Raw genomic sequence first — 13,976 nt, 5'->3', positions numbered from 1 at the left:
ATGGATTACGGCACATACAGAGGCATTTTGACTCTGGTAATTTTGGTACTATTTATTGTGATTGTTGCTTGGGCATATAGTAAACGCACTAAGAATCGCTTTGATAATGCGGCTAATGCCATCTTTGAAGATGAAAAAGAGCACAAAAAAACAATCTCTAACGAGGAAAAGGAGTCTGAAAAATGACTAGCTTTTGGAGTATTTGGGTTATCGTATTAACCCTTGCGTGTCTGGCTCTGATCTTTGGCTTATTGCTTTGGAACCTAAAGAACTACGTAGGTGTAAAAGAAGGCGAGAGCTGTGGTCACGAGTTTGACGGAATTGAAGAAATCAATAACCCACTACCAAAGTGGTGGACTTATATGTTCTTCGCTACTTTCGTTTGGGCTGTTTATTATCTAGCAGCTTATCCTGGTCTTGGTAACTGGCAGGGTCTTGCGAAGTGGACTAGTTCTAACCAAGGCGTAACTTCGCTTGCTGAGTCGAAAAAAGCAACTGAAGAAGCATTAGCTGCTGGTGAAAAGGTTCAACTAGACCAAGAAATTATCGCTGCTGAAGAGCGTTTTGGCCCAATCTTTGAAGCTTTTGCAAAGCAAGATATCGAAGCACTAGCAAAAGATGAAAAAGCACTTGAAATTGGTCAGCGTTTATTCGCACAAAACTGTGCACAGTGTCACGGTTCTGATGCGCGCGGTGGTACTGGCTTCCCTAACCTAACTGACAACGACTGGCTTTACGGTGGTACACCTGACAAGATCAAAGAAACACTACTTGAAGGGCGTGTTGCAGCTATGCCACCTTGGAAAGATGCGTTAGGTGAGCAAGGTATCAAAGAAATGACTGCTTACGTATTAAGTCTTTCAGGTCGTAAAGTTAACCAAAAAGACGCTGACGCAGGCAAAGCTAAGTTCGCTATGTGTGCTGCTTGTCATGGTATGGATGGTAAAGGCTCTGTAGCTCATAACCTTCCATTTGGAGCACCTAACTTAACCGACAATATCTGGCTATATGGCGGTTCTCAACGTGCTGTTGAAGAATCTCTCATCAATGGTCGAGCGGGCGTTATGCCAGCTTGGAAAGATATTCTAGGCGAAGATAAAGTTCACTTATTAACTGCATACGTGTATAGCTTGTCACAAGATAAGTAAGACATAATTAATAAGTTAATTAAGATCAAAAAAGCCTCCATTTGGAGGCTTTTTTTTAGGTATTTAACAACAAATACGATAAAATATCGCCACACTTTTCAAGCATTAGAGTCGTTATGAATCCTACTCCGTGGTATAAAAATTTCTGGCCTTGGTTTTTAATGTTCTTCCCTCTTGCAACTATTGTTGCGTGCGTTGTTTTAGTTATGGTCGCTGTGGGTAATGGGCCCGACATGGTGGTTGATGATTACTATAAAAAAGGTAAAGCCATCAACTTAGAATTAACCAAGTTTGATAAGGCAAAAGCACTCTATTTACATGGTGATCTTCAGGTAGATAACGACTACATAAAGTTTGTTTTTACAAAAGGCGACCACAGTAAAGTTAAAGCGATTAAAGCTTCGTTCTATCATAGAACAATCAAAAAATATGACTTTAATACCAACCTACTTCCCAATGCTAACGGTGAGTTCACGGCAGTACTAGATCCTATTCAGCAAGGTGCATACACCGTATTTTTAGAGCCGATGGATGGTAGTTGGAAGCTCAAAGAAAATATTCAGTTGCCTACGCAGCAAAGTATAAAAATATCTCCTGAGTATAAGTAAACGTCATGGCCGGAACCTGCTTTCATTGTTTAGAACCTATTCCATCAGGGTTTTACGCAGAGGTAATGTATCAAAACGAACCTCAAGGCGTATGTTGCATTGGCTGCCAAGCGGTAGCAGAGACTATCCTTTCGCAAGGGATGAGTGATTACTATAAGTTTAGAACAACCTCTGCAGGCAAAGTAGACGAGTTAGTCCCAGAGCAGCTTTCATTTATTAGAAGTTACGATAATACAGATGTTCAACAAGACTTTGTTACCCATCAAGGAGAACTCAGCGAAGTATTACTGAGCGTTGAAGGCATTAGCTGCGCGGCTTGTGCTTGGTTAATTGAGAAACAGTTACTTGCATTAAACGGTGTAACGCGAGTCGATGTGAATACCTCAACTCATCGGGCAATGATTATTTGGGATGCAAAACGTGTTTTACTCAGCGACATAATCAAGTCGTTAATGCAAATCGGCTATAAAGCCTACCCATTTCAAGCTGATGAAGAAGCGGCTCAAAAGCAAGCTGTAGCAAAAGCTTATATTCGCCGCTTAGGTGTTGCAGGCTTGATGACCATGCAGGTTATGATGTTTGCATTTGCCATGTACTTTGGCATGTTCTCTGGAATGGAAGAAGACTTTGAGCAATATTTTCGCTGGATAAGCTTAGTACTCGCCTCCCCAGTTATTTTGTACTCTGCCCTTCCCTTCTTAACAAATGCTATCAAAGGCTTAAGAGCTAAACAGCTTAATATGGACTTGCCCGTTTCACTGGCTATTTTTGGGGCCTATGCCGCCAGTTGCTATGCCACAGTGATGGAGGTTGGTGAAGTCTATTTCGAATCAATTTGTATGTTCACCTTCTTGCTGTTACTGGGTAAATACCTCGAATTTAGAGCAAGACTCAAGGCCAGCGAGTTTACCGCAAATTTGCAAAAGCTCTTACCACTAACAGCGCGCAAAATTTCTGAGCATGGTAAAGAGCAAGTTGTTGCCGCTAAGAACCTACAGCTGGCGGATAAAATTTTAATCAAACCAGGCGAGACTATTCCTGCAGATGGCATCGTGTTTGAAGGCAGCACTAGTGTTGATGAGTCAATGATGACCGGTGAACATTTACCTGTAAATAAATTCGCTGGACAACAAGTATTTGCAGGCACAGTTAATCATGATGGGGTTATTAGTGTAGAAATAAATAAAATAGGGCAAAACACCCTGCTCAACCAAATTATCCGGCTGCAACACTCAGCATTAAGTAAGCGTCCTAAGTTAGTAGAGATCACCGACAAAGTTGCGCAATGGTTTGTGGCCTGTTTATTGGTTTTTGCATCTTTAACAGCCATTGGCTGGTATTCTATTTCTCCCGAACAAGCGTTTTGGGTCACCATTTCGGTACTTGTTGCAACCTGTCCCTGTGCTTTAAGCTTGGCCATCCCAACCGCTCTTACTTGCGCTGTTGCGACGCTCACCAAAAAGGGCGTGCTCATAAAAGAAGCTCATGTATTAGAAACCCTCACTAAACTTACTCGCGTTGCCTTTGACAAAACCGGCACACTGACCGAGGGGCGTTTTTCTATCAACCGTACTGAGTTAATCAACGACAACTATAGTAAGCAAGACGTGCTAGCCCTCGCGGCAAGCTTAGAGCGTTATTCAGAACACCCAATTGCAGAAGCCTTTAGTGAGCATCTCACGCACCATCATCAATTAACGAATGTCACGGTTCATCCTGGTGTTGGGATCAGTGCACAACTTGGCAACGACACAATAGCCATTGGAAAAAGCAATTGGTTTGGTGGAAGTAAAAGCCAAGCCCAAGCAACTTTATTTATTAATGAACATGCCATTGCTAACTTTCATCTGGATGACAAAACAAGAGATAACGCGCAGTCTGTTATCAAATCTCTTCAAAGTAATAAGTTAACTTGCCACCTTCTAACAGGCGATAGTAGTCGTGCTGGCGAACAACTAGCCGAGCGTCTGGGGTTGGACTCACAAAAAAGCAGCTGCTCACCTCAGGATAAACAACAAGAAGTAGAGTCTTGGTCAAATCAAGGAGAAGTGGTTGCTATGGTTGGCGATGGTGTTAACGACAGTCCTGTTTTTAACAGCGCTCATTTATCTATTGCTATGGAAACAGGTGCCGACATCTCCAAAAATGTTGCAGATGTGGTGCTACTCAAAAGCAGTCTCGGCGCTATTTTAGATTTACACACCGTTGCCTTGCAAACTAGACGAGTTATCAAGCAAAATTTGGCTATTTCTTTGATTTATAATGCATCAATTTTGCCGCTTGCTGCTTTTGGCCTTGTACCTCCTTGGATTGCGGTCATTGGTATGTCAACAAGCTCTATAATAGTGATAGGTAATTCACTAAGGTTATTAAAGTTATGAGTATCATATATGTACTAATCCCTATCGCTATCTTATTTGTCATTATCGCTATCGGTATTTTCTTTTGGGCTGTTAGGAGTGAGCAATTTTCAGACCTAGAAAAACAAGGCCATAGTATTTTGTTCGAAGATGACAAAGAGCAGCACAAAAACGCCAATGAACGAGATTAGCTTACTTAGCGCATTTATCATGGGTTTAGTGGGCAGTGGCCACTGCTTAGTAATGTGTGGCGGCGTTGCCTCAAGTTTGCAACTAGCCACCCACTCCCTTAAGCCATGGTATGTCAGTGTAATTTATAACATCGGAAGAGCCTGTAGTTACATGTTAGCAGGCTCACTTGTCGCCACCTTAGGAAGCACATTTGCCAAGCAGAACACTACCTTAGCCCTCAGTTTAAAGCTACTCAGTGGTGTATTCATGCTGCTGGTTGGCATTTATGTTATGCGACTGGCAAGCTCACTAAAGTGGCTTGAAAGCCTTGCAAAAACCCTAATTTGGCAACACTTAGTTAAATTGAACAAACATTTATTACCAGTCAGAAGCTATCCTCGAGTGTTCGTCTATGGCATGTTATGGGGTTGGCTACCATGTGGGCTTGTGTACTCAGCGTTAACTTGGACTTTGCAAGCTAGCTCAACATTACATGGCGCAATAATAATGTTGTGCTTTGCACTAGGCACATTGCCAGCCATGATAGTCGTTGGCCAATCAGCCCAACAACTTAACCGCTTTTTAAATAATAATCTGGTAAGATTGGCGTTTGGGAGTATTTTTATCTGGTATGGTATTTATCTCCTGATCATTGCAACCGATAGATTAGTACATTAACCTAGGTAAAACGTATTACAGAATGGATTTATTATGGATTTAAGCAACCAACAGCGTGGCAAAGGCCAGTGCACCATCAGCTGCAACAACTGCAGTATCAGTCAGCTGTGTTTGCCATTCACACTCAATGGCAGTGAAATGGACAAACTCGATGAAATCATCGAGCGCAAAAAACCATTACATAAAGGTGATTACTTATTTGAATCTGGCTCCGCGCTTAATTCAATTTTTGCTGTTCGCTCAGGCTCTTTTAAATCTTATACGCTTTCAGAACAAGGTGATGAGCAAATTACAGGCTTTCATCTAGCCGGTGATTTAGTCGGCTTTGACGCAATTAATAAAATGCAACACCAAAGCTTTGCTCAAGCACTTGAAACATCTATGGTATGTGAAATTCCATTCGAAACACTCGATGATTTAGCAGGTAAACTGCCTAAGTTGCGCCAACAGATCATGCGCTTAATGAGTAATGAAATTAACTATGATCAAGAGATGTTGCTGCTACTGAATAAAAAAACGGCTGAAGAGCGTTTGGCGACTTTTATCTTTAATTTATCTAACCGTTTTGGTGAGCGTGGCTTTTCACGTAAAGAGTTCCGCTTTACTATGACTCGAGGTGAGATTGGCAATTACTTGGGTTTGACCGTTGAGACAATCAGCCGTTTGCTATCCCGTTTCCAAAAATCAGAAATAATAAAGGTAGAAGGTAAGTTTATTACCATTTTAGACATTCCTGCTCTGGCAAAAACTGCAGCCATTTCCCTTTGATCTAAAACAACGAAATACAGCTAAATTCTTTAACCTTACGCTAAATCAGTTACACTTAAAGTTAACTGATTTAGCTAACAAAGCACGTTAAGGAATTTGCCATGGACAAGATTAAACGCATTTTAGCCGTTATAGACCCAACCAGAGCGCAACAAGACAGCTTACAGCGCGCCATCACACTTGCCAAGAAAACCGGTGCTCAAGTAACTGCGTTTTTATCTATTTATGACTTTTCATATGAAATGACAACCATGCTTTCCAAAGATGAGCGTGAAGCCATGCGTGATGCCGTTGTCAAAGATAGAGAAGCCTGGATAGACGAGATCTTAAAAAATGTGGAAGGCATTGATATCCACAGCCAAGTGCTATGGCATAATCGCCCCTATGAAGCCATTATTAAAACCGTTCTTAAGGATGGCTATGACTTAGTAGTAAAAGGCACACATCAACACGACACGTTAAAGTCGGTCATTTTTACCCCAACAGATTGGCACCTTATTCGTAAGTGCCCAGCCCCTGTACTACTTGTTAAAGATCAAGATTGGCCAGCCCATGGGCACATACTTGCCGCTGTCAATGCGGTTAGTGACAATGAGCAACATTTAGAGCTCAACCAGCGTATTATTAGCGACGCCCAGTTTATTTGTCAGTTAGCCAACGCAAAACTGAGTTTAGTAAATACTTACCCTGCAACGCCTGTCAACATCGCAATCGAAATTCCAGAGTTTAATCCAACTCAATATAATGAAGCGGTCAAAAAGCACCACGAAGAAGAAACGTTCGCACTCGGCGCTAAGTTTTCAATTGCTCAAAGTGACTGCATCGTGAAAGAAGGTTTACCAGAAGACGTGATCCCTATGGTTGCAAAAGACAAAAAATCAGAGCTTGTCGTTATAGGTACTGTCGGGCGTACAGGGATCAGTGCAGCTTTGATTGGTAATACCGCTGAACACGTTATCGACAGTTTAGACTGTGATGTTTTAGCTCTAAAACCGGATGGTTATAAAAGTCCATTAGAGGATTAATACGCTATTTAGAGATGCGCCACTATCAATTTGAGCACCAGCAGCTTTTGTAGCTGGTGCTTAAATTTCACATTCCCGTCCACAATATCACTATGAAATAAAGCCAAAATTTATATTCTATGCGTTGCCGATTTTACATGTTGGTCTAAGCTTAATGTAGCCTACAAAAATAGGTTTTAGCTATTTAAATGTTTGAGAGACAAGGTTAAAAATCTATTAGTAAGTAGTCTTTCTGATACATAAGACCGCTATGGTAAAGCTTAAAAGGAATACCGATGTTTTCAGTCACAACACCGTCTCCAAGAATACTGCTAGTTGATGACGACGCAAATCAAATCACAATTTTGCATCAAGTTCTCAAATCAATTGGTCAAGTTTTTTTTGAGCAAGACAGTGTAAAAGCTTCAGCACAGGCGCTTAGATTACTCCCGGATATTATTTTATTAGACATTGAAATGCCCGGATTGAATGGATACCAAGTGCTTGAGGAATTAAAGGGTGAAGAAGCAACTAGTAATATCCCCGTTATTTTTATAACCGCATATAGCTCTATCGAGGAACAGCTTCGGTGTTTAAAAAATGGCGCTGTCGATTTTATCACCAAACCTTTACAACCAGATCTAGTCGCCGCTAGAGTTGTTACTCAGCTTCGATTGAGAGATAAACAGCGTAAACTATTAGAGGTAAGCCAACATGCGCGTGTAACGCTTGAATCAATCGGCGATGCCGTGATCACAACAAATGTTGATCGCTTAGTTACATATATGAACCCAGCAGCTGAGCTTCTCACTGGGATATCTTTCACTGAAGCTCGACTTAAACCTATTCAAGAAGTCATGCCCCTGCGTATCGGTGAAGATGGCCCCGAACACATCAATCCAGTTAACATTGCTATTGAAGAATGTCGAGTTGTTGGTATGGCTCTGAATTGCCAGATGAGAAACAATAAAAACCGTTGGGTGGGCGTAGAAGACAGTACTGCCCCCTTAATATCTGAATCTGGAAGGGTCATGGGAGCTGTTATCGTATTTAAAGACATTAACGAATCTCAAGCTATGGCATTAAGAATGTCTCACACCATTCAGTATGACCAACTCACAAGCTTACCAAATCGTTTTTTATTAATGGATAACCTAAAAGCAAAAATTTTAGAGTATCAACAAAGTAGTAAAAAAATTGGCTTAATAATACTAGATATCGATAGGTTTAAGCTGATAAATGAAGAATTTGGCTTTGACTTTGGAGATGCACTACTACAAAAAATTGCGCAACAAATTCAATCTCAACTTAATGGCCAAGAGGTATTGAGTCGCCACAGCGCTGATGAGTTTGTCATTATGGTACCAGACCTAAAAGACCCCGGTAGCCTAGCGAGTTTAGCGCTTCTAATACAAGCGCACTTAAGTACATTTATGAGTCGTTACTCTGAGATAAATAACTTCTCTATATCAATGGGTTTAAGTGTCTACCCTGAAGATGCCGATAACGCGCAATCACTTATGCTACATGCAGATGCGGCGCTTCATAGAGCTAAAAATAGTAATACTAACGATACACTTTGCTTTTACTCACAAGAGATTGAATCTAACTATACCTCTCGGCGCGAGAAATATGCTGAGCTTAAAAATGCGATTGCTGAACAGCGTGTCACACCACTTTATCAACCAATTATTTGCGCAAAAACAGGCAAACTCAAAGCAGTCGAAGCTTTAATGCGTATAACCAATAGAGAAGGCGAAATAATACCTCCGAGCGAGTTTATAACGCTTGCGGAGGAGACTAAACTCATCATCCCCCTTGGCGAGATTATGATGACCCGAGTCATCGAACAGTTAAAAGAATGGATTTCGCAAGGCTTTGATATACGCGTTTGTATAAACATATCGCCAATTCAATTTCTCGACTCCCGCTTCTTGCCATATTTTCTTAGCCTAATAGACCATCAAGGTATCTCACCTCATAAAATAGAGCTAGAGCTGACCGAAAGCCTTATGCTACAGAATATGCAGCAAATAAGTAATGACATGCAACGATTAAGAAAATTAGGCTCATCTATTTCAATAGATGATTTTGGTACAGGCTACAGTTGCCTGAGCTACCTAAAAGAGTTACCCGTAGATGTTCTAAAAATTGATAAATCTTTCGTTTCCAATATAAACACTGATAACCCTGATGAAGTTTTAGTGAAAACCATTGCTACACTAGCACAAAGCATGCATTTGACATCGATTGCAGAGGGTGTTGAGTCAAAGTTTCAAGCAAACCGTTTGCAACAACTCGGTGTAACTTTATTACAAGGCTTTTATTTTTCTTACCCTGTGCCAGCTGAACAAATTAAAAAACACTACACCATATGAAAACTCAACCGGTATTATCAGCCAAGGGAGTTTGGTGGCAACCTCTTTTAATAGGTTGCTTGCTCACGTTCGCGTTGGCGTGGTTTTTACATCACCAAAATGAACAAAAGCTACACAGCCACGTAAAAACATCACTAAAGCAAATAGAATCAGCCATTCATGATCGCTTCGAAATATTAGAATATAATCTTAGCGGCTTGCGCAGCGCTGCCACAGTAGTTGGCCCTGACAATATCAATAACGAGTTATTCGCAGAATATGCCACTCATACCAAGATTGCTCGTAAATTATCTAGCGCATTAGGATATGGATATATCAAACTACTTAGGCAACAAAACGATCAGCGCCAATCCTTAAGCTCTCAAACAAATAAGCAGATAAGTTCAACAAGTGAACATGTCATGGTGAATGAGACAGGTACTTACATAATACAATATCTTTACCCAGAGCAGAGTTTTGTGAATAGAGTGATAAAGAACATCACCACACAAAGCAATATTATAAAAACAGCGGTTGAGTCAGCTAAACATGACCGCACATTACTTAGCCATACCACCCAAGTAGCGCAAGCAGACGGAAATACATCAAACATCACTATGGCAATGCTACCTGTTTATAACGCCACGAGCAGTGCCTCAGCATCAGGCTCAAGGCTAAACGATACTGCAGGCTGGGTTTTTGTTCTTTTAGACATCGAAAACACTTTGAAAAAAATTGGGATAGCGCATAAAGAGGTACTCTTCACCTTGACTGAATCTGATAAGAGTCTGCCATTTTACAACTCACACTCTGTGTCTGATCCTAATTTTATGAACGATACAATAAACTCTGAAATGTCTGTACTGGGTAAGCCATGGACTTTACACGTAGCACTTGATAACAAATCGTTATCTAAAGTAAGCCTTTGGAACATAAAAAAAATTACTCTAATTGGCCTGTTTATAACTATGCTCTTCGTTTTTCTGCTTAGCTTATTAAGACCATTACTCCGTTATAATCAGGATAATAGCACTGAGCTGTACAAAGAGTTTTCAAGTGTTGGAGCCTACTTTAACAGCACTCTTTTCAAAAAAACATGGCCCCCTGCTGCCGTGGTTAGTCTCTTGATTATCAGTATTTCAAGCTGGTTAATAATCAAAAAACATATGGATGAAGTCGTAAATCAACTTGATCTCGTTAACGACTCAGCATTATACGCTTTTCGCAATCAAACTAGCCGGTTCACCGAGGGAGCTATATTTCTTGCCCATGCAGCAACGACAGAATCTGTCATTGCTAGCCCTAAAAATGACGTAGATACAAAAAAACTCCCCCACTTAACTGAAGTATTTAAAGCCTACATGCTTGCTAATCCAAATGTCATTCAAGCCCGCTTTATTGTAAACAATAGCCAAAAATCGGAAGTGCTAAATCTACAACGCACTCAAAACACCATCATTGAAACTCCGCCAACTATGCTAAAAAACTGGCAACACTCTAGTTATGTTATACAAGCTATGACTTCACTGCCTGGCAATGTGTACCTGTCTAAAATCGCGTCAAATTTTCAGTTAACTGATGGAAGCAATATAACCTATCCAACATGGCAGTTTTCTGCCGCTGTTGAAAACCAAAATGGCGATATTGCAGGTATTGTCGTCATCTCTGTTAATTCAACCTCTGTTATCTCAAAAGCAACTCAAGCGCTATTTGAAGATATTGAGCTTTATATAACTAATTCCGAGCAAGCGTTCATTTACCCTTCATCGTTAGCATCAGAGACCCTAGTGGAAGCTCAAGGCTCTCTCAAATGGCGAGATAGGTTCACAAAGGGACCGGCACTTGGGGTATTTCGTTATTTTGAACTGCAGAGCATGAGCACTGAATCAGAACATGTTTGGGTAAGGCAAGCAGCGCTCCCCTTCAATGATGGACATGCTATCAACTTCCATGCTGTCAAAGCACAATTTCCGACTCTTTGGGGGGTATTTGGGCAAATAGGTTTAGTATTCTTAGCTTTAGTTTTACTCTCAATAGCTTGCTGTATTATCCAATATTTAGGATGGCATAACCTTCAAATCAAGCGACATGATGATTGGCTATCTAAGTTAGAAACGCAAAGAGCAAAGGAAATGACGCGCTTTAAGGCGTTGCTCAACTCAGCCCCAGATGCAACATTAATCGTCGATGAGCATAGCATAATTCAAATGGTTAATGCTCAAGCGATTGAGCTTTTTGGTTATCAAAGGGATAACCTAGAAGGTCGACCCGTTAGCGACCTTATTCCTCACAAATTCCGGCACGTCCATAAAAAGCATGTGTCTGAATATGTGAAACAGCCTAAGTTGAGACAAATGGCGCTAAACACAGAGCTCTATGCCCTCAACGCACAAGGCGAAGAATTTCCAGTAGAGATTAGCCTTGGCGGTGTCAAACTAGATGAACAACTGCTTATCACCGCAACAGTTCGAAATATCCGAGATCGTCTTATTATCGAAGAACAATTAAAACAAGCGCTTATAAAAGCAGAAAAAGCCACGGAGGCAAAAAGTATTTTTCTGGCAAATACAAGCCATGAGATCCGAACTCCGTTAAACGCAATTATTGGTTTGACCCATTTACTTATTGATGAACCTTTAAGCCGTGAGCACTTAAAGCTGGTCGAGAAAATTCAAATCTCTGGCAACTCTCTATTGAGCATAGTGAATAATGTACTCGATCTCTCTAAAATAGAAGCCAACGAGATGCCTCTAGAGGAGCTTCCCGTCGAACTCCGTTGCTTCTTGGATGAAATCGCCAGTATTTTTATAGTACAAGCACAAGCTAAAGGGCTCAATTTTGAGTTGCAGGTGTCTGCCGACTTGCCTCAATGGGTAATTACAGACAGCACTCGCCTTCGACAAATATTGATTAATCTGCTTTCTAATGCAGTTAAGTTTACCGAGCTTGGAAGGATATCATTAAAAGCTAAACCGCGCTCGTCAAAGCGCGTACAAGAGCATGACTTTATTAACATACAGTTTTCTGTATGTGACTCTGGAATCGGTATTTCTAAACATGCCAAAGAAAATATATTTAAACCGTTCACTCAAGCGGACGACAGCACAACTCGAAAGTTTGGTGGTACTGGCTTAGGTTTATCGATCGTCTCAAAGCTTGTCTGTTTGCTCAAAGGCAGCATCGAAGTGGAAAGCATTGAAGAGCAAGGTTCGCAGTTCATTGTTACCTTACCAATGCGTGTTAGTTCTCAAGCTCAGGCAAGTCTAACACCAAGTCAAAATGCTAAACTTTCTGTGTTAATAGCACAAGAACGTTCGCAAGACACACAGCAAGTGCATGAGTTAGCCGTCGCCTTAGGCTGGCATTCAAAACACGTCAGAGGTATAACTCAACTTGTAAAGCACTATCATTATCTAGCTTCAGAGCAGCAAAAACAGCCTGATGCAGTGATCATAGATTGGCAGTGTATCCAAAGTGGCGATGTCAGTGAGCTTAAAAAGCTCGCCGCAAACGCAAAGAAACATCTTCCTCCGATTATAGTTGTCTCAGACCACATACATACCGAAAACGACATCAAAAACAAATTAAATTTCGTATTTGATGTATTAAAAGTGCCAATTAGCGCATCGGATTTATTTAATGCCATCAACAACGCAGTTATACAAAACACGGGTGACCTGTATCATGTATTTCACGCTACAAAGATAGGTTCTATCAAAGCCCAGTGGCTCGCGGGTGTTAATGTTCTTGTTGTTGATGATAGCCAAACAAACCTTGACGTTGCTTCAAGTATCCTCACTAAAAATGGTGCAAAAGTAGATACTGCTAATGCCGGCGAGAAGGCGCTCGCGATGTTAAGAGAGTCTGCAGTCAAATATGATGTCGTTCTGATGGATGTGCAAATGCCGGGTCTAGATGGCCTAGAAACAACCAAGCTCATTCGACAAAGTAAAGAGTTTGCCAAGCTTCCGATCATTGCGTTAACCGCTGGCGCTTTGCTTGAGGAAAAAGAGCGCGCTTTATCCTCTGGTATGAATGATTTTGTTGCCAAGCCGTTTGCGCCTGAAACATTAATCAAGGCAATAAGAGAGGCATTAGCGGGCCATGTAAATAAAACACCTAAACTTAGTGCAATTAAAACTGACGCTCATCATGACAATGATGACTGGCCAAGCATTGAAGGACTTGATATCGAGCAGGCTAAACATATGCTTATGGGAGATAAAGAACTGTTCTTTAAAACACTAGAACGTTTGTTAAACAACAATAGCAACCTGCTCTCTAACTCAGAAAAACAATTTAAATTTAAGGACTTAATAAAGGATGAAAAAGATACTAAAACGCAAATTCATAAACTAAAAGGCACTGCAGGCATGATAGGAGCAAGCGCTCTATCCGCACTCGCCTCAAAAATAGAAGCCGATTTACGTAATGGCATGACACTCCCAAATGAAAATTTTATACAATTAATTGATACACTACATACGCTTAAATCCAACAGTAGTGCCCTACTTTTAGCATGGAAAGAGTCCAAAGCGGCATCTATGCTATGCAATGATTCTGCGGACATTCAACAGCTGAGCCTTGAGCCAATAGAGCAAATTGTAAAAATGCTCCAAGAACAAGATTTAGCTGCGCTCGATAAAATTGAGTCGAATATAACATCCCTTCACAAACTATTACCTAAAGAGCAATTTGTTCAATTTCAAACTGCGTTGGAAAACCTCAATTTTATAGCAGCTGCTGATATCCTCATGGCGCTATATCACACAGCAAGCAACTCAAATAATTATACTAATAGCAATTGAGATTGTACCTGTGCAAGCCTAAAGAAATGTTGTGAACAAAACCTCTCGGCAATTTTGATATGTAAACTAGACTC

General features: G+C 40.8%; 10 protein-coding genes. All 10 read left to right on the top strand.

All coding sequences use genetic code 11. The annotated features are described in order from the left end of the window. The 10 genes from GDK41_RS07140 to GDK41_RS07095 all read left to right on the top strand — a co-directional run bounded on the left by GDK41_RS07140 (position 1) and on the right by GDK41_RS07095 (position 13,902). On the top strand, positions 1 to 186 hold the full coding sequence (locus GDK41_RS07140; RefSeq protein ID WP_152085754.1) for a cbb3-type cytochrome oxidase subunit 3: 186 nt from the start codon (positions 1 to 3) through the stop codon (positions 184 to 186). Next, positions 183 to 1,148, top strand: a complete 966-nt coding sequence (gene ccoP, locus GDK41_RS07135) for a cytochrome-c oxidase, cbb3-type subunit III (protein ID WP_152085753.1) — start codon at positions 183 to 185, stop codon at positions 1,146 to 1,148. Before GDK41_RS07140 ends, ccoP begins: the two co-directional genes overlap by 4 nt. Positions 1,149 to 1,264: 116 nt before the next feature. Beyond that, entirely contained in the window at positions 1,265 to 1,756 is a 492-nt protein-coding gene (locus tag GDK41_RS07130) for a FixH family protein (RefSeq protein ID WP_152085752.1), read from the top strand. Between the two features lie 5 nt (positions 1,757 to 1,761). Next, positions 1,762 to 4,137, top strand: coding sequence for a heavy metal translocating P-type ATPase (locus GDK41_RS07125; RefSeq protein ID WP_152085751.1), 2,376 nt, complete (start codon positions 1,762 to 1,764; stop codon positions 4,135 to 4,137). Next, on the top strand, positions 4,134 to 4,307 hold the full coding sequence (ccoS, locus tag GDK41_RS07120; RefSeq protein WP_070990262.1) for a cbb3-type cytochrome oxidase assembly protein CcoS: 174 nt from the start codon (positions 4,134 to 4,136) through the stop codon (positions 4,305 to 4,307). The genes GDK41_RS07125 and ccoS overlap by 4 nt, the downstream gene beginning before the upstream one ends. Then, entirely contained in the window at positions 4,294 to 4,965 is a 672-nt protein-coding gene (locus GDK41_RS07115) for a sulfite exporter TauE/SafE family protein (RefSeq protein ID WP_152085750.1), read from the top strand. The genes ccoS and GDK41_RS07115 overlap by 14 nt, the downstream gene beginning before the upstream one ends. A 33-nt stretch (positions 4,966 to 4,998) precedes the next feature. Beyond that, on the top strand, positions 4,999 to 5,733 hold the full coding sequence (locus tag GDK41_RS07110; protein WP_152085749.1) for an FNR family transcription factor: 735 nt from the start codon (positions 4,999 to 5,001) through the stop codon (positions 5,731 to 5,733). 101 nt (positions 5,734 to 5,834) lie between these two features. Continuing rightward, positions 5,835 to 6,758, top strand: coding sequence for a universal stress protein UspE (uspE, locus tag GDK41_RS07105; RefSeq protein WP_152085748.1), 924 nt, complete (start codon positions 5,835 to 5,837; stop codon positions 6,756 to 6,758). 275 nt (positions 6,759 to 7,033) lie between these two features. Then, the gene (locus GDK41_RS07100) at positions 7,034 to 9,115 is read left to right on the top strand and encodes a two-component system response regulator (RefSeq protein WP_152085747.1); all 2,082 of its coding nucleotides are present in this window, start codon (positions 7,034 to 7,036) and stop codon (positions 9,113 to 9,115) included. Continuing rightward, the gene (locus tag GDK41_RS07095; protein WP_152085746.1) at positions 9,112 to 13,902 is read left to right on the top strand and encodes a response regulator; all 4,791 of its coding nucleotides are present in this window, start codon (positions 9,112 to 9,114) and stop codon (positions 13,900 to 13,902) included. Before GDK41_RS07100 ends, GDK41_RS07095 begins: the two co-directional genes overlap by 4 nt. Positions 13,903 to 13,976: the final 74 nt, after the last annotated feature.

The organism is Pseudoalteromonas sp. A25, assembly GCF_009176705.1.
Lineage (GTDB): Bacteria > Pseudomonadota > Gammaproteobacteria > Enterobacterales > Alteromonadaceae > Pseudoalteromonas.
The sequence above is the reverse complement of the archived record's forward strand: the minus strand, read 5'-3'. Positions and strand labels throughout refer to the sequence as shown.